The organism is Micrococcus sp. 093350064-1, assembly GCF_053627955.1.
Genome location: NZ_JBSEYU010000005.1, coordinates 31,684 through 53,560, shown reverse-complemented (window position 1 = coordinate 53,560; position 21,877 = coordinate 31,684). Strand labels below are relative to the sequence as shown.

Genomic DNA, 21,877 nt, shown 5'->3' with positions numbered 1-21,877 from the left:
GGAAGGCTCCGGTGCCCTCCATCCTAGTGACCAGGCGCCGTCGTCGGGCCTGCGCGACGGCGGCCCGCGGCCCCGGCGACCGACCCCGGCACCCGGTTCTTTTGACTGATTCAGAAATATGCCAAGATCGGGGGTGACGCCGCCCACCGCGCCGATCGGTGCGCGGCCGACGTCGATCGACGAAGGAGAGTTCCATGACGGAGTACCAGAAGAAGACCCCGCACGCGACCGGTTCCACCCGCCAGAACGGCGCCCCGGCCGTCAGCGACCGCCAGTCCCTGACCGTGGGCAGCGAGGGGCCCATCGTCCTGCACGACACCCACCTGCTGGAGACCCACCAGCACTTCAACCGCATGAACATCCCGGAGCGCCGCCCGCACGCCAAGGGCTCCGGCGCCTTCGGCGAGTTCGAGGTGACCGAGGACGTGTCGAAGTACACCAAGGCCCTCGTGTTCCAGCCGGGCACGAAGACCGAGACCCTCCTGCGCTTCTCCACCGTGGCCGGCGAGCTCGGCTCCCCGGACACCTGGCGCGACGTGCGCGGCTTCGCGCTGCGCTTCTACAGCGAGGAGGGCAACTACGACATCGTCGGCAACAACACCCCGATCTTCTTCCTGCGCGACCCGATGAAGTTCACCCACTTCATCCGCTCGCAGAAGCGTCTGCCGGACTCCGGCCTGCGCGATGCCACCATGCAGTGGGACTTCTGGACCAACAACCCCGAGTCGGCGCACCAGGTGACCTACCTGATGGGCCCGCGCGGCCTGCCCCGCACCTGGCGTGAGATGAACGGCTACGGCTCCCACACCTACCTGTGGGTCAACGCCCAGGGCGAGAAGCACTGGGTGAAGTACCACTTCATCTCCCAGCAGGGCGTGCACAGCCTCTCGAACGACGAGGCCACCAAGATCGCCGGCGAGAACGCCGACTTCCACCGCCAGGACCTGTTCGAGTCCATCGCCAAGGGCGACCACCCCAAGTGGGACCTCTACATCCAGGCGATCCCCTACGAGGAGGGCAAGACCTACCGGTTCAACCCCTTCGACCTGACGAAGACGATCTCCAAGAAGGACTACCCGCGCATCAAGGTCGGCACGCTGACCCTGAACCGCAACCCGGAGAACCACTTCGCGCAGATCGAGTCCGCCGCGTTCAGCCCGAGCAACACCGTGCCGGGCATCGGCCTCTCCCCGGACCGCATGCTCCTGGGCCGCGCCTTCGCGTACCACGACGCCCAGCTGTACCGCGTGGGCGCCCACGTGAACCAGCTGCCGGTGAACCGTCCCAAGAACGCGGTGCACAACTACGCCTTCGACGGCCAGATGTGGTACGACCACACCGGCGACCGCTCCACCTACGCGCCGAACTCCAACGGCGACTCCTGGTCGGACGAGACCGGCCCGGTGGACGACGGCTGGGAGGCCGACGGCACCCTGACCCGCGAGGCCCAGGCCCTGCGCGCGGACGACGACGACTTCGGTCAGGCCGGCACCCTCGTCCGCGAGGTCTTCTCGGCCCAGGAGCGCGAGGACTTCGTGGAGACCGTGGCCGGCGCGCTGAAGGGCGTCCGCCAGGACGTCCAGGCCCGCGCCTTCGAGTACTGGAAGAACGTGGACGCCACGATCGGCCAGCGCATCGAGGACGAGGTCAAGCGCCACGAGGGCGACGGCATCCCGGGCGTCGAGGCCGGCGGCGAGGCCCGCATCTGACGGCTCCTTCCCCCGGCGGGCGCCCGCGCGGGCTCCGCTGAACGCGCGGCGGCCGCTCCCTCACACGAGGGGGCGGCCGCCGTCGTCGTGGGGCGGTTGTTCCGGTCAGCGCTTGCCCCAGCGGCGCTCCTGCGCCTGGGACAGCTTGTCCTTGACCACCTTCACGACCGTGTCCTTGGCGGGCACGGCCACGTTGTCCCGCAGCGGGACGGCGACCTTGTCACGCACGGTCTCGAACGCGGAGGCCGCCACGGCGCCGACCTGGGCCAGCTTCGACTCACCCTCGGCGTCCGAGACTCGGGTCTCGTCGCGGTCCGCCCGCAGGTCCGGGAGGGCGGCGCCCTCGGTGTCGTCCTCGGCGGGCTCCTCATCCGTGGGGGCGGAGGAGGTGGAGGTGTCTGGGGCCACGGTCGTGGGCGTCGACGACGTCGGCGCGGCGGTCCCGGCAGTCCCGGCGGCTGCCGCCGACTGGGCGGCGCGGGCCTCGCGGCGGGTCGCCGGAGTGGCGTCCTCCGCACGGCCGGACGAGGCCGCGGTCGGATCCAGCTCCGGGGCGCCGCCCAGGGGCGTGGCCGGCGTGGTGCCGGCGTGGGTCTCCGGGGCCTCGGCCCGGCGGGTGGCCGGGGCGGCCTCGAGGGAAGGGCGCTCGGCTGCGGGCTCGACCGCCGCCGGCTGCGCGGCGTCCACGCGATGGTCCTCGGTACGCGCCGGCTCGCGGTCCGCCTCGGCCACGCGCCCGGGCACCCCGGGCGTGCCGTCGATGCGCAGGGCCCCGGCGGCCGAGCGATCCGCCCCGGCGGCGCCGGCCTGCTGGGCCTGGTCCAACTCGGCGGCCACGACGGTGACCGAGCCGTGCGCGGTGGTGGCGACCGTGTGCGTCTCGAGGTGCTCGCCCTGCGGGACGGGGATCGCGTCCGTGGCGAACTCCTTGGTGGGGGTGTGCTCGGTGGCGACCTCGGCGGCGGGGACGGTCCCGTGCACGTGCTCGGGAGCCGGGGTGAGGTGGCTCCTGTGCTGCGGAGCCTCGGCGGCCGGTGCCGCCGGGGCGGGGGTCTCGGTCACCGGGGACGGGGAGGCCGGGGTCGCCGGGACGTCCGCCGCGGGCGTCTGCTCGTCCAGGGTGACGCCGGAGCCGCCGGCCACACCGGCCGCGCCCAGGCCCACGGTGTCCGCCTCGCGCGCCGTGCTCGGCGCCGCCGGAGCGGGGCGCAGAGTGCCCCGGGTGGCCGGAGCCGCGGCGTCGCGGCGGTGGATCTGAGCGGCGGCGTCGGCGCTCGGGGCGTCGTGCTGGTCCACGGTCACCCCGGCACCGCCGGCCACGCCGGCGACGGACTCGTCGGTCTCGCGGTCCGCCGCGGCGGTGTCGGACGCAGCCGGACCCCCGGCGGGCTTCACCGCGGCCGCGGGGCGAGCGTCCTTCTCGGCCGCCACCTCGTCCAGGCGGGAGAGGCGGGTCGGGGCCGCGGGGGCGGCCGCGGCGGCGGCCGCCTGCTCACCCGCGGTGTCCGCGCTGACGCCCCGGCGCTCGAGCCGGGTCTCGGCCGCCTCGGCCTCGGCCTCACGACGACGGCGGGAGGCGATCACCGAGAGGATGATCAGGATCAGCAGCACGACGATGATCGCCGCGATGATCCAGTAGAGGGTGGACTGTGGCATGGGGGTGCTCCTCGGTCGTCTGGGGCGACCGGCCGGGCCGGGCGCCGCGTCGTGCTTCCCGCGCCGCCGCGCGGCGGGGAACCTGGTCTTGAGAATGACACGGGGCCCGGCCCCCCGACCAGGGATCAGCCCCGTCATCCCGCGGTTCCGCGCGGCCGGCACCGCCTACCATCGACGCCATGGACACGGCAGCCCTCTCACCCAGCCCCTCCCCCGCCTCCGGCGCGGAGCACGCCCGCGTGCTCACGCTGGCCTGCACGAACCGCAAGGGCATCGTGCACGCCGTGACGGGCGCCTTGCTGGGCGTGGAGGCGGACATCACCGAGTCGCAGCAGTACGGCTCCCCGGACACCGGCGACTTCTTCATGCGCGTGGAGTTCATGACCCCGGCCGTGCGGGAGGACATCGAGCAGGCGCTCGCGCCGGTGCGCGAGGAGTTCGGCATGCGCATGGGCCTGTGGGACGCGGCGCACCGCATGCGCACCCTCGTGATGTGCTCCAAGGACGGGCACACCCTCAACGACCTGCTCTTCCAGCAGCGCGCCGGCACCCTGCCGATCGAGATCCCCGTGGTGGTCTCGAACCACCTGGACCTGCAGCCGCTCGCCTCCTTCTACGGCGTGCCCTTCATCCACGTGCCCGTCTCCAAGGACCCCTCGAGCCGGGACTCCAAAGAGGCCGCGGAGGACCGGCTGCGCGACCTGATCGCCCAGTTCGACATCGAGCTGGTGGTCCTGGCCCGCTACATGCAGATCCTCTCGGACGAGCTGTGCCGGGACCTGGCCGGGATGGCCATCAACATCCACCACTCGTTCCTGCCCTCCTTCAAGGGCGCCCGCCCCTACCACCAGGCGCACGAACGCGGCGTGAAGCTCATCGGCGCCACCGCCCACTACGTGACCGCCGACCTGGACGAGGGCCCGATCATCGCGCAGTCCGTGCAGCCGGTGACCCACGCCCAGACCGCCGCCGACTTCGTGGCCCGCGGCCGCGACGTCGAGGGCTCCACGCTCGCGCAGGCCGTGCGCTGGCACGCCCAGCACCGCGTCCTCGCGGACGGCCGGCGGACCGTCGTCTTCAGCTGAGCCCGGAACGACGGCGCCACGCGGCGCCGTCGTCCTCCACACCTAGGCTGGTGGCATGGCCCACATCATCACCGTCGCGGGTGCCACCCCGCGCATCCACGAGTCCGTCTTCCTCGCCCCGACCGCCGCGATCACCGGCGACGTCGAGATGGCCGAGCGCTCCTCCGCCTTCTACGGCGTCTCCGCCCGCGGCGACTCCGCCCCCATCCGGGTCGGCACGGGCACCAACCTGCAGGACAACGTGGTGCTGCACGCGGACGAGGGCTTCCCGTGCACCCTCGGCGCCGGTGTCTCCGTGGGCCACTCCGCCGTGGTGCACGGGGCCACCGTGGAGGACGACTGCCTGATCGGCATGTCCGCCACGGTGATGAACGGCGCGGTCATCGGCGCCGGTTCGCTCGTGGCCGCCGGCGCCCTGGTGCTCGAGGGGACGCAGGTCCCGGCCGGTTCGCTCGTGGCGGGCGTCCCCGCGAAGGTCCGCCGCCCCCTCACGGACGAGGAGCGGGAGGGCCTCAAGAAGAACGCGGCCACCTACCTGCGGCTGTCCGCCGCGCACCGGGACGCCGTCGCCGGCTGAAGCGGGCCCGGAGGATGTGGGACGGTGGGCACCATGCCCACCACTTCCGCTCTCCCCCGCACCCGACCCGACGACGTCCCCGAGCGCCTGCTCGTCCTCCCCGCGGCGCAGGACGTCGCCGGCACCCCCTACGCCCACGCCCGTCGGCTGGCCGAGCAGGCCGTGGCCGACGTCGGCGGCGCCGCCGTGGCCGAGGGCGACACCTCCGCCACGGCCCTGCTGATGGTCCGCCCGATCCCGGTCGATGCGCTCGCCGCGGCCCTGGCCGCCCACCCCCACGTGAGCTGGGTGCAGCTCCCGTTCGCCGGGATCGAGCCGTTCGTCCCCCTCGTGCGCAGCCGCCCGGACATCGTGTGGACGTCCGCCAAGGGCACGTACGCGCCGCCGGTGGCCGAACACGCGCTGCTGCTCACCCTGGCCCTGCTGCGGGACCTGCCCGCGCGCGTCCGCGCCACCACGTGGGGCCCCTCCTCCGGCCGCACCCTGAACGGCCTGCACGCCGTGGTCGTGGGCGGCGGCGGGATCGCACAGGAGTACATCCGCCTGCTCAAGACCTGGGACGTGCACGTCACCGCGGTGCGCCGACGCGCGGGCGAGGTACCCGGCGCGGACCGCACCGTCACGATCGACCGCCTCGACGAGGTCCTGCCCGGTGCGCAGGTCGTGATGATCGCCGCGGCCGCCACGGACGAGACCCGCGGCCTGTTCGACGCCGACCGCCTCGCCCTCCTGGACGAGGACGCCGTGCTCGTGAACATCGCCCGCGGGACGCTGGTGGACACGGACGCCGTCGTCGAGGCCCTCGCGGCGGGCCGGCTGCACGGCTACGGCACGGACGTCACCGACCCCGAGCCGCTGCCGGACGGCCACCCGCTCTGGACCGAGGAGCGCGCCCTCATCACGCCGCACACGGCGGACACCCCGGAGATGTGCGTCCCGCTTCTCCACGCGCGGGTCGAGCAGAACCTGCGGGCCCGCGCGGCCGGGACGGAGCTGGAGGGCCTGGTGGACGCCGAGGGCGGGTACTGACCCGCCCCCGGCGTCCGCGGTGCCGGCTCAGCGGCGCGGCGCGTCCGCCTCGCGTTCGGCGGCATCGCGCTCGGTGGCCATCTCGATCTGGCGGCGGCGCTCCTCGGCGGCCCGGCGGGTCAGCTCCGCGCCGACCTCGGGGTCGCGGGTGAGGTTCTCCCCGGTGGTCGGGTCGAACAGGTGCACGCGCGTGGTGTCCACCCACAGGCGAGTCGGTGTGCCCGGCCGGGCGCGGGACTCGCCGGAGAGGGTGGCCACGACGACGGGGCGCAGCTCGTCCGCGTCCAGGTCCTTGGCCAGCGAGGAGAGCATCTCGGCCACGGCCGGGTCCGGATCGAACTCGATGTAGCCGTACTGCTCATGGCCGAGCCACTCCAGGTGCGTGAGCGTCGCGTCGAAGGTGGAGCCCTGGTCGCGGCGGCTGTCCTCCACCAGCTCGGCGTCCTCGAAGAACTCCGGCCGCAGGCCGAGGAACACGATGTCCCGCCCCTCGGCGGCGCGGGCCTTCTCGGGCGGCACCGGGATGTCACCGATCGGCGAGGACAGCACGTGGCCGCCCTCCTTCTGCTTCAGCGAGGCGGGCAGGAAGTTCATCGACGGCGAGCCGATGAAGCCGGCCACGAACAGGTTGAGCGGCTGCTCGTAGAGCTCGCGCGGACTGGCCACCTGCTGCAGCTCGCCCTTCTTGAGCACGGCCACCCGGTCGCCCAGGGTCATGGCCTCGGTCTGGTCGTGCGTCACGTAGACGGAGGTGGTGGCCAGGCGGCGCTGCAGCTGCGAGATCTCCGCGCGCATCTGCCCGCGCAGCTTGGCGTCCAGGTTGGACAGCGGCTCGTCGAAGAGGAACGCGTCCGCCTCGCGCACGATCGCCCGGCCCATGGCCACGCGCTGACGCTGGCCGCCGGAGAGGTTGCCGGGCTTGCGCTCGAGGTGGTCCTCGAGCTCGAGCACGCGGGCGGCGTCGCGCACCTTGCGGTCGATCTCCTCCTCGGAGGGCTTGTTCTCCTTGATCAGCCGCAGCGGGAAGGCGATGTTCTCGTACACCGTCAGGTGCGGGTACAGCGCGTAGTTCTGGAACACCATCGCGAGGTTGCGGTCCTTGGGGGCCGCCTCGTTCACGCGGCGGCCGTCGATCAGCATCTCGCCGTCGGTGATGTCCTCGAGGCCCACGATCATGCGCAGCAGGGTGGACTTGCCGGAGCCGGAGGGGCCCACGAGGATGACGAACTCGCCGTCCTCGATCTCCAGATTCACGTCCTTGATGGCGTGGAAGCCGTCGTCGTAGGTCTTGTCGATGTGGTTCAGGGTGATGGAGGCCATCGGGGGGTCCTTTCGGGAGGTCTCGTGCGCGGGCCTCAGCCCTTCACCGCGCCGTTGGTCAGGCCGGCCACGATCTGCCGCTGGAACGCCAGCACCAGGATCACGATCGGGATGGTCACGATGATCGCGGCCGCCGAGATGGCCCCGGTCGGCGACTCGAACTGCGAGGCGCCGGTGAAGAAGGCCAGGGCGGCGGGCACGGTGCGCGCGGTCTCGGTGGAGGTCAGAGAGATGCCGAACACGAAGTCGTTCCAGGCGATGAAGAAGGCGATGATCGCCGTCGTGAAGACGCCGGGGGCGGCCAGCGGGACGATCACCTTGCGGAACGCCTCGAGCGGGGTGGCGCCGTCCACCTGCGCGGCCTGGTCGAGCTCCCACGGGATCTGGCGGAAGAACGCGGCCAGGGTCCAGATGGAGATCGGCAGGGTCAGGGACAGGTAGGGGATGATCAGGCCGATCCACGTGTCGTACAGCCCGAGGGTGCGCCACATGTTGAACAGCGGCGTCACCAGGGAGATGACGGGGAACATCGAGACCATCAGGGACACCGTGAGCACGAGCCGCTTGCCCGGGAAGTCCAGGCGGGCGATCGCATAGGCGCACAGCGTGGCCAGGATGACGGCGATGATCGTGGCGATCACGGTGATGCCGATCGAGTTGCGCAGCGCGGTGAGGAACAGCTCGCGCGAGCCGCCCACGAAGATCTCCTCGTAGTTCACCGTGGACCACTGGGTGGGCAGCAGCTTGCCGTTGGCGAGGTCGGCGGGCGTCTTGAAGCTGGTCGCGAAGATCGAGAACAGCGGGAAGAGGCACCACACGCCGATCACGACGGTGAGGATCCACCACAGCGCGGTGGCCTTCCCGGTGCCGCGACGGTGGGGCGCGCGGGCCTCGGGCCCGCGGCCCTCGGGGGCGCGGCCCTCGGGGGCGGGAGCGGATGCGGCGGTGCTCACTTGGAACCTCCTCGGTCGGCCAGGTCCACCTTGAAGCCCTTGACGGCGATGACCGCCATGAGGGCCACGCACAGGAACAGGATCACGGAGACCGCCGAACCCATGCCGATCTCGAGCCGGCCGATGGACGTGCGGTAGGCCAGCAGCGAGAGGACCTCGGTGCCGTAGGCGCCGTTGGTCATGATGTAGATGGAGTCGAAGATGCGGAACGCGTCCATCGCGCGGAACAGGACGGCCACCATGATCGAGGCCTTCATGTTCGGCAGGATGACCAGCTTCATCCGCTGCCACCACGAGGCGCCGTCGACGGCGGCGGCCTCCGTGAGGTCGCCCGGCACCTGGGCCAGGCCGGCCAGCAGGAGCAGGGAGATGAACGGCGTGGTCTTCCAGATCTCGGAGAGCATGATCACGAACAGCGCGGTGCTGCTCTGCGCGAACCAGTTCAGGTCCGCGTCGACGCCCGGCAGCCACTCGAACCAGGCGTTGATGTAGCCCGAGTCGATCGAGAACATGTAGAACCACGCGAACGCGGAGACCACGGTGATGATGCCGTACGGCACCAGGATGATCGTGCGGATCAGGCCGCGGGTCTGCTTGATGGCGTGGTGCATGGCCAGGGCCAGCAGGAAGCCGAGGATGAGCTCGACCACCACGGTCACCACGGTGATCAGCAGGGTCACCCCGAGGTCCTTCCAGAACACGGGGTCCGTGAGGATCACGCCGTAGTTGCCCAGGCCCACGAACTCGCGGTCGCCCGGCGCGGTGAGCCGGTACTTGAACAGCGAGTCGTAGAGGGCCTGCAGGATCGGGTACAGAACCACGAACAGCATCACGAAGAACGCGGGGCCGGCCAGGAGCCAGCCGAGACGCGCCTCGGACTTCGCGCGCTGGGACTTCACCCGGCGGGGGCGGCGACCCTCTACGGCGCGCGGGGTGGATGCGGCGGGTGCGGTGTCGACGTGGCTCACAGCAGACGCTCCCCTCTCAGGACTTCCTGGATGAAGTCGTCGGTCTCGGCGGGGGTGGACTCGGAGACGCCCGACGGCGGCGCGTAGCGCTGCTGGATCGCGGTGGAGACCTCGTTGTAGTACGGGGTCTGCGGACGCGGGGCGCCGAGCTCGAGGGACTCCCGGATGGTGTCCGCCATGGGGAACTTCTCAGTCACCTCGGGGGCGTCGTAGGCCGCCGGGTCGGCGGGCGGGTTGCCGTTCTCGACGAAGTACTGGCTCTGGTGCTCGGTGGTGGTGATGCAGGAGATCGCGTCCCAGGCGAGGTCCTGGTGCTCGGACTTCGCCCCCACCCCCAGGTTGATGCCGCCCACGGGCGGCGCGGCGTCCTTGTCCTCGGCGGTGCGGGGGTAGACGGCCCAGCCGATGTCCTCGGGCAGGTCCTCCGGCAGCGTGCCCTCCTCCACGGAGCCGAGGGTGGCCGGCCAGACGAACGGCCAGTTGACCATGAACGAGCCGTTCTTGCCCTGGAAAAGCAGCATGGAGGCGTTCTCGTCCTGGGTCGGCAGGCCCGCGCTGCCGAGGCCCTCCTTGCCGATCGTGGAGATGATCCGGGCGGCCGTGCGGCCGGCCTCGGAGTCGAGGTTGGTGGTGACCTCGTCCGTGGGCGCCTCGGCGTTGGGGATGATCTGCTCCCCGCCGCCCTCGATGAGCGCGTTGAGCCACACGGTCATGGACTCGGCGCGGGCGCCCTGGACGGCCAGGTCCTTGTCCTGGCTGCGGGCGGCCTCGATCAGCTGGTCCCACGTGACGGGCTGGGACATGTCCAGCCCCGCGGCCTCGGCGACCGACTTGCGGTACCAGAGCAGCTGCGTGTTGGCCCAGAACGGGACCGTGACGAGCTCGTCCTTCCAGCTGGCGGCCGCGAGGGCGCCCTCCAGGGCGTTGTCCTCCGCGTACGCCTGCATCTCCTCCGGCACGGGGGCCAGGAAGCCGGGCTCGGCGAGCTCGGGGACGAACGGCGGGTCGAGGGACATGATGTCCATCGACGTGTCGCCCGCGGCGAGGCGGCGGGTCAGCTGCTCGCGCTGGGAGCCGGCGTCCGTCGGGAGCATGGAGGTCTCGATCCGGTATCGGCCGTTCGCGGCGTCGGTGCACTGGGCGGCGATCTTCGCCTGCCCGCCGTCGTCGGGGTTGGTGTACCAGGTCAGGGTGGGCGTCTGCTCGGCCGGGGCACACCCGGCCAGGATGAGCGCGCCCGCAGCGACGGCGCCGGCCAGCGTGGCCCGGCGCCGTTGACGTGCCCGCGTGTCGTGTCTCACAAGTGGAACCTCATTCGATGCGAGTCGGATGTGACGGCCATCATCACGCATCGGAGCGATTCCTGCACGTTTCGCGCGCCCCTTTCTCAACGGGCGCGGCGGTTCGTCCGGGCGGTCGGCTCCGCGGCGGCGGGATCCTCGGGCCAGGGGTGCTTGGGGTACCGCCCGCGGTTCTCGGCGCGGACCTGCGCGTAGGGGCCGGCCCAGAAGGACGGCAGGTCGGCGGTCACGGCGAGCGGGCGGCTCGCCGGGGAGAGCAGGTGCAGGACCACCGGCTCACGACCGTCCGCCACAGCGGGGGTGACACGCGCCCCGAAGAACTCCTGCAGCTTGGCGGCGACCACGGGCGGGGTGTCCTCGTGGACGGCCGGGTAGTCCACGACGACGGCGCGCCCGCTCGGCACGGGCAGGCGCTCGGGGGCGAGCTCGTCCAGCCGGCCGGCCTCCGGCCAGGGCAGGGCGCCGCGCAGCAGCGCCTCGGCGTCCAGGCGCGTGAGGGGCCGCCCGGCGGCCAGGTCGGCCGCGAGCCCGTCGACCAGCGCGTCCAGGCCGGGCAGCGCCGCGTCCGAGAGGTCCGGCCACGGGGCGCCGAGGACGCGGTGGAGCAGGTGCACCCGGCGGCGCAGGCGTTCGGCCCGGCCGCTCGGGTCGAACCGGACGAGGCCGTCGGCGGCGAGGGCGGCGCGCACGGCCTGCGCGGCAGCGTCGGGGGCGACGGGCGCCGGCGTCTCCGCCAGCACGAGCGCGCCCAGCCGGTCCACGCGGCGGCCGGTGAGCCGGTCCCCGCGCCAGTCGGCGGTGTCCTCGGTGCGCCGCAGGCCCGCGCCGGCCCGTTCGGCGAGGGGCCGGTCGATCGGCGCGGCCCCGCGGATCACGGCACCCGTGCCGGCCGCGTCCCCGGCCACGCGGGCGACCTCGGCCACGGCCAGCCACTCCTGCCCCGCCAGGCCGCCACCGGCGGCGTCGCGGGGCAGGGCCGCGCGGGTGCCGGAGGCGAGCAGGTACGCGCCCGCCTCCCCCGCGCGTCGGGCGATCCACGCGGGGAAGGCCAGGGCGGCCACGAGGCCGGCGGGGTGCCGCCGCGCGGTCGCCGCCTCGGGCCCGTCCGGCTCCCGCGTCTCCGGGGCGTGGTGCGCGTGCCGACGGGCCAGGCGCTCGAGCCGATCCGCCTCCCGGCGCCACCGCCCGGCCTCCGGGTGCCGGCCGTCCCGCAGGGCCGCGACCAGGGCCTCGAGGTCGGCGCCGGGGGCGCGCAGGTCCAGGGCGAGGGCCGCCGTCGCCTCGGCCGCGGGGCGGGGCCCCGTCCACGGTGCCGCGCGCAGGAGGGCGTGGCCGAGCGGCGGGTCCAGGGGCAGCTCGGCCAGGACGGCGCCGTGCGGGGTGATGCGCCCGTCCGCGTCCACCGCGCCGAGGGAGGCGAGCGTCCGCTCGGCGGCGGCCATCGCGTCGGCCGGCGGGTCCTCGGGCAGGGTCAGCCCACGGCCGCCCGGGGCGCCCCACGCCGCGAACGCCAGGGCCACCGGCGCGAGGTCGACGACGGCGAGGGCCGGCGTCGGTGCTGCGGGCGCGGCGCCCAGGGCCGCGGCGGTGTGGCAGCGGACCACCGTGCCGGGGCCGAGGCGGGCGGCGCGGCCCGCACGCTGGCCGGCGGCGGCGCGCGAGGCCTGGACGGTGACGAGCCCGGCCATGCCCCGCCCCCGGTCCCGGCGCGGCTCGCGGGCCAGGCCCGAGTCGATGACGAGGCGCACCCCTGGCACGGTCAGCGAGGACTCGGCGACCGCCGTCGCGACGACGACGCGCGGCACGGTGGGGTCGGCGCGGCCGGCGAGCGCGGCGTCCTGGTCGGCGGGTTCCTGGCGGCCGTGCAGGACGCGGACCTCGGTGTCCGGGGCGAGCGCGGCGACGCGGCCCGCGACGGCCTCGACCTCGGCCACGCCGGGCAGGAAGACGAGGGCGTCCACGGTCGGGTCGGCGTCGAGCGCCGCGGCGTGGGCGCGCGCGGCCGTGGCCGCGACGTGGTCGAGGAACGCCCGGTCCACGCAGCCCTCGGCGGTGAGGCGGTGGCCGCGGAACGGGGCGTGCTCCTCGCGCAGCGGGTGCAGCACGGCCGGGGTGGAGACCACGGGCAGGGGCGCCTCCTCCCCCATGCCGCGGGCCCAGCGGGCCGCCAGGGCCGCCGCGTCCACGGTGGCGGACATGGCCACGAGCGCGAGTTCGGGACGCAGCTGCCGCAGGTCGGCGAGGAGGGCGAAGAGCACGTCCGTGTCCAGGTCCCGCTCGTGGACCTCGTCCAGGACCACCGCGCCCACGCCGTCGAGCCCGGGGTCGGCCAGGAGGCGGCGCAGCAGCAGGCCCGGGGTCACGAACTCGACGGCCGAGGCACCGCCGCCCGCCGCGTCGCCGCGCACGGCGTACCCGACGGCGGCGTCCGCGAGCCGAGCCCGCGCGTCGGGGCCGGCGCCGGGCTGCGCGTCGGCCGCGGCGGCCAGGACCGCCGTGCGCAGCCGCCGCCAGGCCGCGCGCACCGCGACCCGCCGCGGCTGCGTGACCAGGACGCGCCCGCCGCCGTGGTCCGAAAGCCGGACCGCGAGCGCGGGCGGGACCACGGTGGTCTTGCCCGTGCCCGGGGGCGCCTCGACGACGGCCGCCCCGCGCGCGTCCAGCGCCGCCTCGAGGTCTGGCAGGGCGGCCGCGAACGTCAGGCCGGTGCTGAGGCGGCCGAGGGCGGCGGAGAGGGCGGAGGGGACGGTGACGGGATCGACGGGGGTGGGCATCGGGTCCATTGTCGCGAAGAACGCCCGGCTGTTTCTCCGTCACGTGAGTGGCGTCTCGGGCACGTGTGCTTGACTGTCGACGTGACGCAGAGTGCAGACGGGCCGCAGGCCATGGACTACTTCGACAGGATTCAGAATCGCCTGGAGGGGCGGGAAGCCGGCGTCCCTGGATGGCTGGGGGCGAAGAACGCGACCCGTCAGTTCGCTGCGCAGATCGGGATCAGGACTCCTGAACAGCTCTTCAAGGGACCGCTGTCCGCACTCGAGCGGTTCGACTTCCCCGAGCGGTGCATCGTCAAGCCTGGCTTCGCGTCCACCTCCATCGGCGTGCACCTCCTCGAACGCCGCGGGGCCGAGCTGTGGGATCTCGTGAAAGACGAGCCTGTGACAGTTCCGGGGCTCATCGAGACGCTGCGTGAGATCGAGGGCAGGTACGACCTGAGCCCCGACGCCGGCGAGTTCCTCGTCGAGGAGCTGCTGAGTGACCGTCGTGGAGTGACTCCGCCGGCCGATGTCCGGTGCTACATGTTCCAGGGCGAGTGCGGTTTCGTGCTGGTGGAAGACCACATCGCGGGCCCCGCCGCAGCGTCATACTTCAACGGTGACTTCTCACCGATGACGGACGTCCATGACCGATTCGGTGTGCACCCTGGAGTCACTCATCTGGAGTCCATCGTCAACGCTGCAGAACCCCCGGCGGGAGCCGAGGAACTCTTGGCTGTGGCTCGCCGCGTGAGCACAGCGGTGCCTTCGGCGTTCTGCCGCGTGGATCTCTACGACACCCCCGCTGGGCCGGTGCTCGGTGAGATCACGTTCTACCCAGGCACCTTCTTCTACAAGAACCGGAAGCTCATGGCTCCGGAAGAGGCCGCCCGGCTGGGAAACCTGTGGGACGCGGCAGAGAAGCGACTCGCTGGCTCGCTTCTCGTCGATGCGCCGAAGCGCAATTGATCGAGCGAGACCAAGAAAAACGGCCATAGTCCCCGTCCTCCGCTTGGCCCGCAGGCGAGGCGGAGGACGGGGACGCTCCGGACGGCGCGCCAAGCGCGCCGTCCGACCACCTCACCAGGCCGTTGCGGCACCCGCGGAAACCGGGGCCCCTTCCCGGATGACTCGCACCAGGTCCGCGATGGACCCGCTGGGAACACGATGTACCAGGCCGGTGCCCGCGAAGAGGTCCCAGACCGGAAGGTCCGAGGCAGCCACCCGCAGCCCCGCGTTCGTCGCCTCCGCCACGGCGTAGCCGAAGGACTCCTTAAGCGACGTGGACACCAACCAGCCGTCCGCGTCTCTGACCGAGCGGTAGAACTCCCCCAGCGCCTGTGGAGTGAGGTTCAGGTAGAGACGCACACGCTCCAGGACGCCCAGACCCGCAGCCTCGGCGAAGAAGCGCTCCGCACGATGCGGGTCGTCCTCCAGGCTCACCACGACATGCCCCACGTACTCCTGAGGAAGAGCCGCTATGACCCTCAGGAAGTGCGCGTACGCCTTCCCCTGATCGAACCGCCCGACCCACAGCAGCGGAATGGTGTCCTGCCCATCGCCGAATCCGGAGTCGGCGAGGAACTGCGCCGACCCCTGCTCTCCGAAAGTCTCGACATCCACGAGGTTGGGCTCCACCGCCAGGCGGAAGCGGAGACGACGCGGAAGCAGCGGCTGAATCTCCCGCGCCATGATCTGGGAGGGCACGACGACGGCGGCCAGCCGGTCCAGTTCCAGCGCTCCGAGTTCCTTCTCGATGACGGGGATGCTGGACGAATGGAACTCATACGTCACGGCCACATGGTCCAGTGCCGACAGCACGTTGGCCGAGGCCGGGTGGCTGAGGACAGACACGGACTCATAGTCGAACTGGTGGGCCAGGTGCGTCAGATAGGGCCCCGACCGGCTCTCCTGGACCAGGCGCACGTGGACGTTGTCCATGTCGGAGAACGCGTCCGAGCCCCCTCGGTCGTGAAGGAACACCGCGTCGAACTGGACGTCCGGCTCAGCCTGGGCTCGGCCCCGGATTACGGCGGAGACGCCGCCCTTGGACAGATTGGGGTAGAAGATCAGCTTGCGCATCAGTCGCGTCCCTCCGTCGTGATCCCGTAGTAGGACAGCAGGCGTTCGGCCCGGTCATCCCAGTCGCTCGACTGGACGAAGGACTCCATGGCCTCCCTTTCGCCAGGTGCCCAAGGCGTGCTCAGTGCCTCGTCGAGTTTCTCGACGAACTCGTCCACTCCCCGATGGACCCAGGTGGACGGATACGTCTCCACACTGCCCATGGGCGCGGTGACACACCGCAGACCCCATGCGAAATACTCGTAGATCTTGTTCGGGTCCACCGATCGGGTGAGCGGGATGTCCAGGAACGGGATGAGCCCGACCTTCCAGCCGGTGACGATGTCCGCCAGCTGCTCGTGGGAGCGGGGGCCCAGAAGATGGACGTTGGCGGGCAGTGACATGCCCTGGGGCGCACCGTGACCGATGATCTCGAAGACGGTCTCCGGCATACGCCGGGCTGCTTCAGCGATCAGCGGCCAATCGAACCAGGAGGGCGTCAGGTGCCCGACGTACCCGGCCACCCGCAGGTGTTCACGTCGGTCGAAGCTCTCCTCCGTCCTCAGGTTCTCTGACTGATCGATGACGTGACGGTTGACCGCGTTCGGAATGACCGCGTGGTCGCGCAGGGCCGGCCACATCGACACGAGCTTGGCGTCGAGCGCGGTACTGACGCTGACGACCTTGTCGGCCACAATCAGCATCTGCCGCTCCAGTGCGGGCGAATACCACTTGGAGTAGCCCACGCGATTGAACTCTTCCATGTCGTCACGGCACTCGTAGACGACCTGCCAGCCAAGGGTCTTGAGCTGGGTGCCGAGTGCGACGGCCGCAACCGACGGGAACGAGCTGCAGATGTAGGTGTCACCCATGGACCGCCGTCGGGTGGTCAAGCCGCGCACCAACCGACCGAAGTCCTGGCGGGCGACCTGGAGGACCCGATTGGACACCCGCGCCGGGAACTCCTGGAGTGACGAGAATGGCAGGAACACGACCCACACCCCGGCCCTCTCGAAAGCGCGCGCCAGGTTGTTGGGCCGCAGGGACAGCGTCTCGTGTCCGAGCGGAGGTGCGGTGGTGTCGATGACGAGCAAGGTGTCGCCCGCCGGGATCTCCGCGAGGAAGGCGTCGATTTCGGCAGCCGAGGAGCGGACCTCAGTCACTTCGACCTCGGCCTTCATCATGACGTCAGAGTTTCCCCACCCGCGTCGGCCCTGGATCCGGACCCATCGAGCATGCGACGGGGCCGCAATCTGGAACCGCGTTTCAAGGGGGCCTTCTGCGGCTCCCCTCAGCTGGACGAAAGGTCCGAACGTCGGATTCTGGGGGAGATCCGACGGCCCGGGAAGGGGATCTCCTTGTTCATCCAGGAAGCCGACAGTGAGGAGCGCCGTGCTCTTCTCGGTCGGCAGGCTCGCATGGATGACCCCTTCTATGGAGGCGGTGCCCGGGCTCACCGGCAGATGATGGACGAAGTCCCATACCCGGACGCGTGTGTCCGGGCTGAACGGGGAGGCTGGTGTGTCCAGCGGATGGACGTGGCGCAGGACCATCGGGGCGCCGTTCACTCGCACGGGGAACTCCGGCTTCCATGCGTGGCCCTGCAGCACAAGATGAGCCGCCCCGTCCGGCACCGTGACGTCGAAGGCGGTGACCCGCTGGCCTTCACCGGCGGAGAGGTATCGGTACTCTCCCAGGCTCGTCGAGACGTGGGTCCACCCCTCCACCTCCACCCGTTCCCCTGCTGCGTCTTCGAACCTCAGCTGTACCAGCGCCGCCCCTCGCGCATCTGCGTCATTGACGTGCTGGATCGCGACGCTGAGGAGCTCGCCGGGAGCCACTGGAACGTGGTGCGCGAGATCGGAGACGTCGGGCAAGGATTCTCCCGGCCCTTCGGCGTGCTCTGAAAGGATCATCGACCCTGCTTTCCATGAGTTTTCTGGCGAGTGGACGGTGCCACCCGCGGGCACCACGACTCAACATACGTGACGGTGGGCGAACCCCACTCTTCGTATGCGAAATGGTGCTCCACACCGCCTCCGCCACGCTGTCCCGGGACTGTCCCACTGACTAGGTGTTGTGGGTCATGAGGTTCTTGCCACGAGGTACGGGCTGAGATGAGACGAGCGAGCCCAGCCCGCAGGATGGAAGTTTCTCAACAAACACATCCAGCAAGAGAGCCCGCTCGTGACCCACGCTAACGCACCCCTGACCCCGACCGGCCGACTCAGGATGGTCCACCGCCACCTGATCGACGGGATCCCCCAGGCTCACGTCGCCGCCGAGTTCCGCGTCAGCCCGCCCACGGTGGCCACGTGGGTGGCCTGCTACCGCGCCGGAGGCGAGGCGGCACTGATCGACCGGTACAGGCAGCCACGGCGTTCTCCTGGCCAGCTCGACCCCGCAGTGGTCGCCCAGATCCACGCCCTGCGCCGGGAACGCAAGTGGTCCGCCCGTCGCGTCCACCACCACCTGCACACCGCAGGCCACCAGCTCTGCGTGCGCACGGTGGGCCAGCGGCTACACCGGGCCGGGGAAGACCTCCGCCGGCAGCCGGCCCAGAGGATCACCGCGCGGGCCCCGGGGCACACGGTGCACCTGGACGTGAAGAAGATCGGGCGTATCCCTGACGGGGGCGGCTGGCAGGCCCACGGACGCGCGTCCGAGGCCGGCAGGGCCTCCAAGCGTGGCCCCGGGCACGAGTGGGGTACCCGTACCTTCACTCGGTCGTGGACGAGTTCACCCGCCCGGCCTACACCGAATCCCTCGAAGATGAGCGCGCAGCCACGACGGTGAGCTTCTACTGCCGGGCGAGGGTCTTCTTCGCCGCGCACGGGACCCGGATCGACAGGATCATCACGGGCAATGGGAACAACTACCGAGCCGGAGACTTCACGCAGAAGGTGACCTCCCTGGGTGGCCGAGACCACTGGATCCGCCCGTACACCCCGAAGCACAACGGCAAGGTCGAGGAGTACAACCGGCTCATGGTTGATGAGGTCATCTACGCCCACCCCTGCACATCAGAGGCCCAGCGGCGTGAGGCGTTGGCGGTGTGGGTGAATCACGACAACTACCATCGGCCTCACACTTCCTGCGGGGACGCCCCGCCGGCCCCGCTGGCCCCGGCGCGTGTCAACAACCTCATGACCTCCTACAACTAGACAGCAATGAACCTCCTTGCGAGGCTACGCAGCGTAGGTGAGTTGCTCGGATATTGAAGGCACAACAGCCTAGTCAACCGGCAGCTGCGGGATTGCTTCCGCTGCCCACTGGAGCGCCGCTTCCAGGCCCTCTAGAAAAACCTCCGCTGATGGAGCCACATGCCCCTGAGGCCCGTCATACTCAAGCACTCTGAACCGCTCAGAGAGGTTCTCGCCCCGAGCAGCGGCACCGAGCCACGGAAGATAGTGCTGTTCATAGTGGAAGTCATTCACGTTTTGAACAAATAGGACATAGTTTTCCCGCCGACGTGAATAACGACGCAACGGCGAGACATGGTCACCCAACTGGAGAGACCATCCAGGGCTCGGGTCGTGCCCCACCACATCAGGATGCACCCAGATCGCGTATGAGCGCTGGGGCCCACGCAAAGCCGGATCGCCATTGACAAAGTAAGACTCGATATCTGTCTGCGGATTCATCGGGACCGCGATGCTGCCGGGCACGAGTGCCGAGACCTGGAGAGCAGCGAAGCCCCCTCCCGAGGCGCCCGTGAAGATTAGTGTGCGGCACCCCAGTGCTCGAGCCGCCTCCACCGAGGCGGCGGCGATCTGGGCCTGCACGTCTTCACCATCCCAGCCGGTGTACCAGGCGAGTTCCATCCGGTCATTCAGCTGGAGGGTGAGATCTGAGAAGAACAGAGAGTTAACGTCTCGCGCAGCCAGAGTGGCCATGCGTTCGAACCGAGGCAATTTAGTCGCACTCCGCGAGGTCGCCCCATGGAGGCAGACAACGAGGACATCCGATCCCTTGTTGAGCAGGAGGGAGTCCAGATAGCTACCCTCGCCGTACTCATAGCGGTATCGAGATGCGCCCAAGTTCGTTGCGTAGGTCGGCGAGGCAGCAGCCTCAACGAAATGAACGGGCGCGTTATGACCATTGAAAAACAGCTTCTCCACCGGTATTACAGCAGGGTCGCCCACCTCAAAATCCCATTTAAATGGCCAGAACCCGGCCGCTTTGATAGCTTCATCCGGAGTGGGCCCGTCAACTGATCTGAGTATCTCTACGGATCCGACCTCAGCCCCCTCCTGAGTGACCACGGTGGCGATATCGAGGACCCCGCGCTCGTCGCGCGTCCCCTGGTCGGTCATGATGGCCGTATACATGCGCTACACCCTGCCACATCGGGCCTTAGTCGCGTGTCGATCGTGCGTCACGCTACGGTGCGGCCGCCGGAAAACCGAAGCGCTTAGACTCGGCTCTGCCTAGTTGTAGCGAAGACGGGGTTTTCCCGAGTTTGGTTGGCATCAGCAGACCTGGCTCTTAGGTGCTGTGTTCAGCGAGCTCTTACCCCGCCGTCACCGCCTCCGCCACGCTGTCCCGGGACTGTCCCACTGACTAGGCTGTGACCCATGACCACACCCGTCCAGGAGCACCTCGATCGCCTCACGTCGGCCCACGCGGGCGAGGGGGAGGTCCCGGACGGGCTGGGCGTCGCGATGCTCATGGTGGACGGGCACCGCTACGTCTCCGGATCCATGACGTCCGTGCCCCTGGCCACGCTCGCCTCTCCCCTGTTCCACGCGCAGGCCCTCGAGGACCTCGGCGCGGTGCGGGTGGGCGAACGCGTGGGGGCCGCCCCCGTGCGCGACCTTGACCACCGGGTCGAGGTGGACGCCGTGACGGGTCTGCCGCACAACCCGCTGCAGAATGCGGGCGCGGTGGCCACCGCCTCCCTGGTGAAGGGCCGCGGCGGCCGCGACCGCACCGCACGCATGATGCAGCTGCTCTCCGCCCTGTTCGACCGCGAGGTCACCGTCACGGAGACGGCCGCCCGCGCGGAGAACCGCGCCCAGCACCACACCCGGTCCGCTGCGTGGCTGATGAAGTCCCTCGACACCCTGGACGCCGACCCCGAGACGTTGCTCGAGGACATCGCCACGGTGCGTGCCGCCGCCGTGACCGTGGAGGACCTCGCCCTGCTCGCCGGCACCCTCGCGCACGGCGGCGTCCACCCCGTCACCGGGGACCGCGTGCTGAGCGAGGAGACGGTCCGCGGTGTGCTGTCCGTGATGGACTCCTGCGGCATGGACACCCGGGACTCCCGGTGGGCGTACGACGTCGGCCAGCCCGGCTGGGCGTCCACGCGCGGCGGCACCGTGCTCGTGGTGGTGCCGGGCCATCTCGGTCTGGCGCTGCAGTCGGACACGACGGACGAGAACGGGCTCGGCGCTGCGGCGATGGCAGCCCTGCGGACCATCGTCGAGGACTTCGAGCTGCACCCGTCGGTGGTCACCGGGTCCCCGCGCGCGGCCCTGCGCACCCACTACCGGATCGATCAGGCGCCCTCGGGCACGGTGCGCAGCGCCGCGGTCCTCGAGGCGCTCGGGCGGTTCGCGGACACCGTGCACGTGATGGAGCTGGGTGGTCACCTCGGCTTCAGCCAGGTGGACGCGATCGCCCGCGTCAGCCGCGGTCTGCCGGAGGCCCTCGAGACGCTCGTGGTGGACATGCGCTCGGTCAGCTCCGTCTCCCGTCCGGCCCGGCTGCTGGTGGCCCAGTGGTTCGCCCGCGCGCTGGGCAACGGGCTCGACGTCGTCGTCGTGGACCGGGACGCCACGGAGATGAAGGAGCTGATGGCGGCCGTCGAGGAGTCCGTGGAGGTCGACCTGCCCGAGCCGCTGCAGGATGAGGCCGAGGGGGTGGACCCCGCCGCCGAGGGCGCGCAGTTCGTGTTCTTCGACTCCCGCTCGCGTGCCGCCCAGTGGGCCGAGCAGCGGCTGCTCTCCCGGCACGCCCCCCACCTTTTGCCGCGGGACGCGCAGGAGGCGGCCGTGGCACCCCTGCTGCAGCACCTCTCCGCGGACGACGCGCGTCTGCTCGAGTCCATGATGGACGAGCGGGTCTACTCGGACGGCCAGATCATCCGCCGCGCCGGCCAGCCGTTCGGCGGCATCTACGTGATCGTCTCCGGCACCGTGGAGCTCTCGGGGCAGGGCACGGGCAACCGCCGCGTGCGCCGCACCCTGCTCACCCCGGGCATGACGTTCGGCGAGATGGCCCTCGGCCAGCCCGGCCGCCAGCCCTCCACCGTCCGCGCTCGCGGGCCGGTCACGGCGCGCGTCCTCACCGCCCAGGTGATGGTCGCGCTCCAGGAGGGCTTCCCGCAGCTGGCCCTGGCCCTGTGGGAGGCGCTGGCCCGCGACGCGTTCACCGCGCTGAGCCAGCTCATCCGGGAGACCGGCGCGCTGCAGGATTGACGACCTGCCGGGGCAGCGTCCCCGTGGGACGCCGCCC

General features: G+C 71.1%; 15 protein-coding genes and 1 pseudogene. 7 read left to right on the top strand and 9 right to left on the bottom strand.

Annotated elements, in window-relative coordinates; translation table 11 throughout:
* The first annotated feature begins 194 nt into the window (after positions 1-194).
* A complete protein-coding gene (locus tag ACUW6W_RS06925) occupies positions 195-1,709 on the top strand; it encodes a catalase (protein WP_119217521.1) in 1,515 nt (504 codons plus the stop codon).
* A 105-nt stretch (positions 1,710-1,814) separates the two neighbouring features.
* Here the strand turns inward: ACUW6W_RS06925 and ACUW6W_RS06920 are convergent, their stop codons facing one another.
* Positions 1,815-3,365, bottom strand: a complete 1,551-nt coding sequence (locus tag ACUW6W_RS06920) for a hypothetical protein (protein WP_119217522.1) — start codon at positions 3,363-3,365, stop codon at positions 1,815-1,817.
* A gap of 179 nt (positions 3,366-3,544) precedes the next feature.
* Between ACUW6W_RS06920 and purU the strand changes: the two genes are divergently transcribed.
* The 3 genes from purU to ACUW6W_RS06905 are packed head-to-tail and all read left to right on the top strand — an operon-like array spanning position 3,545 to position 6,056.
* Complete coding sequence (purU, locus tag ACUW6W_RS06915; RefSeq protein ID WP_454180036.1) at positions 3,545-4,450, top strand: formyltetrahydrofolate deformylase; 906 nt, start codon at positions 3,545-3,547, stop codon at positions 4,448-4,450.
* 55 nt (positions 4,451-4,505) lie between these two features.
* The gene (locus tag ACUW6W_RS06910) at positions 4,506-5,027 is read left to right on the top strand and encodes a gamma carbonic anhydrase family protein (RefSeq protein WP_049145584.1); all 522 of its coding nucleotides are present in this window, start codon (positions 4,506-4,508) and stop codon (positions 5,025-5,027) included.
* A 33-nt stretch (positions 5,028-5,060) separates the two neighbouring features.
* Positions 5,061-6,056 carry a D-isomer specific 2-hydroxyacid dehydrogenase family protein gene (locus tag ACUW6W_RS06905; RefSeq protein ID WP_454180035.1) on the top strand — a complete coding sequence of 332 codons (996 nt, stop codon included), beginning with the start codon at positions 5,061-5,063 and terminating at the stop codon, positions 6,054-6,056.
* Positions 6,057-6,083: 27 nt separating this feature from the next.
* Here ACUW6W_RS06905 and ACUW6W_RS06900 read toward each other — a convergent pair whose 3' ends face one another.
* The 5 genes from ACUW6W_RS06900 to ACUW6W_RS06880 form a co-directional block, all read right to left on the bottom strand.
* Entirely contained in the window at positions 6,084-7,376 is a 1,293-nt protein-coding gene (locus tag ACUW6W_RS06900) for an ABC transporter ATP-binding protein (RefSeq protein WP_002856613.1), read from the bottom strand.
* A gap of 35 nt (positions 7,377-7,411) precedes the next feature.
* Complete coding sequence (locus ACUW6W_RS06895; RefSeq protein ID WP_136940702.1) at positions 7,412-8,329, bottom strand: carbohydrate ABC transporter permease; 918 nt, start codon at positions 8,327-8,329, stop codon at positions 7,412-7,414.
* The gene (locus ACUW6W_RS06890) at positions 8,326-9,297 is read right to left on the bottom strand and encodes a carbohydrate ABC transporter permease (protein ID WP_002856617.1); all 972 of its coding nucleotides are present in this window, start codon (positions 9,295-9,297) and stop codon (positions 8,326-8,328) included. Before ACUW6W_RS06890 ends, ACUW6W_RS06895 begins: the two co-directional genes overlap by 4 nt.
* On the bottom strand, positions 9,294-10,598 hold the full coding sequence (locus tag ACUW6W_RS06885) for an extracellular solute-binding protein (protein WP_145032075.1): 1,305 nt from the start codon (positions 10,596-10,598) through the stop codon (positions 9,294-9,296). Before ACUW6W_RS06885 ends, ACUW6W_RS06890 begins: the two co-directional genes overlap by 4 nt.
* Before the next feature lie 86 nt (positions 10,599-10,684).
* Entirely contained in the window at positions 10,685-13,372 is a 2,688-nt protein-coding gene (locus ACUW6W_RS06880; RefSeq protein WP_454180034.1) for an ATP-dependent helicase C-terminal domain-containing protein, read from the bottom strand.
* 111 nt (positions 13,373-13,483) lie between these two features.
* Here ACUW6W_RS06880 and ACUW6W_RS06875 point away from each other — a divergent pair, with 111 nt between their 5' ends.
* Positions 13,484-14,323: an ATP-grasp fold amidoligase family protein gene (locus tag ACUW6W_RS06875; protein ID WP_454180032.1), complete on the top strand. Its 840-nt coding sequence runs from the start codon at positions 13,484-13,486 to the stop codon at positions 14,321-14,323.
* Between the two features lie 111 nt (positions 14,324-14,434).
* Here the strand turns inward: ACUW6W_RS06875 and ACUW6W_RS06870 are convergent, their stop codons facing one another.
* Both ACUW6W_RS06870 and ACUW6W_RS06865 read right to left on the bottom strand, forming a co-directional pair.
* Positions 14,435-15,436: a glycosyltransferase gene (locus ACUW6W_RS06870; RefSeq protein WP_454180030.1), complete on the bottom strand. Its 1,002-nt coding sequence runs from the start codon at positions 15,434-15,436 to the stop codon at positions 14,435-14,437.
* Entirely contained in the window at positions 15,436-17,331 is a 1,896-nt protein-coding gene (locus ACUW6W_RS06865; RefSeq protein ID WP_454180029.1) for a hypothetical protein, read from the bottom strand. The genes ACUW6W_RS06870 and ACUW6W_RS06865 overlap by 1 nt, the downstream gene beginning before the upstream one ends.
* 271 nt (positions 17,332-17,602) lie before the next feature.
* On the opposite strand from ACUW6W_RS06865, the pseudogene ACUW6W_RS06860 reads away from it, so the two are divergent.
* Positions 17,603-18,579: pseudogene (locus ACUW6W_RS06860) on the top strand (IS481 family transposase).
* A 69-nt stretch (positions 18,580-18,648) separates the two neighbouring features.
* On the opposite strand, the gene ACUW6W_RS06855 reads toward ACUW6W_RS06860, so the two are convergent.
* Complete coding sequence (locus ACUW6W_RS06855; RefSeq protein ID WP_454180028.1) at positions 18,649-19,746, bottom strand: hypothetical protein; 1,098 nt, start codon at positions 19,744-19,746, stop codon at positions 18,649-18,651.
* A gap of 246 nt (positions 19,747-19,992) precedes the next feature.
* Between ACUW6W_RS06855 and ACUW6W_RS06850 the strand changes: the two genes are divergently transcribed.
* Positions 19,993-21,840: a glutaminase gene (locus ACUW6W_RS06850; protein ID WP_454180026.1), complete on the top strand. Its 1,848-nt coding sequence runs from the start codon at positions 19,993-19,995 to the stop codon at positions 21,838-21,840.
* Positions 21,841-21,877: the final 37 nt, after the last annotated feature.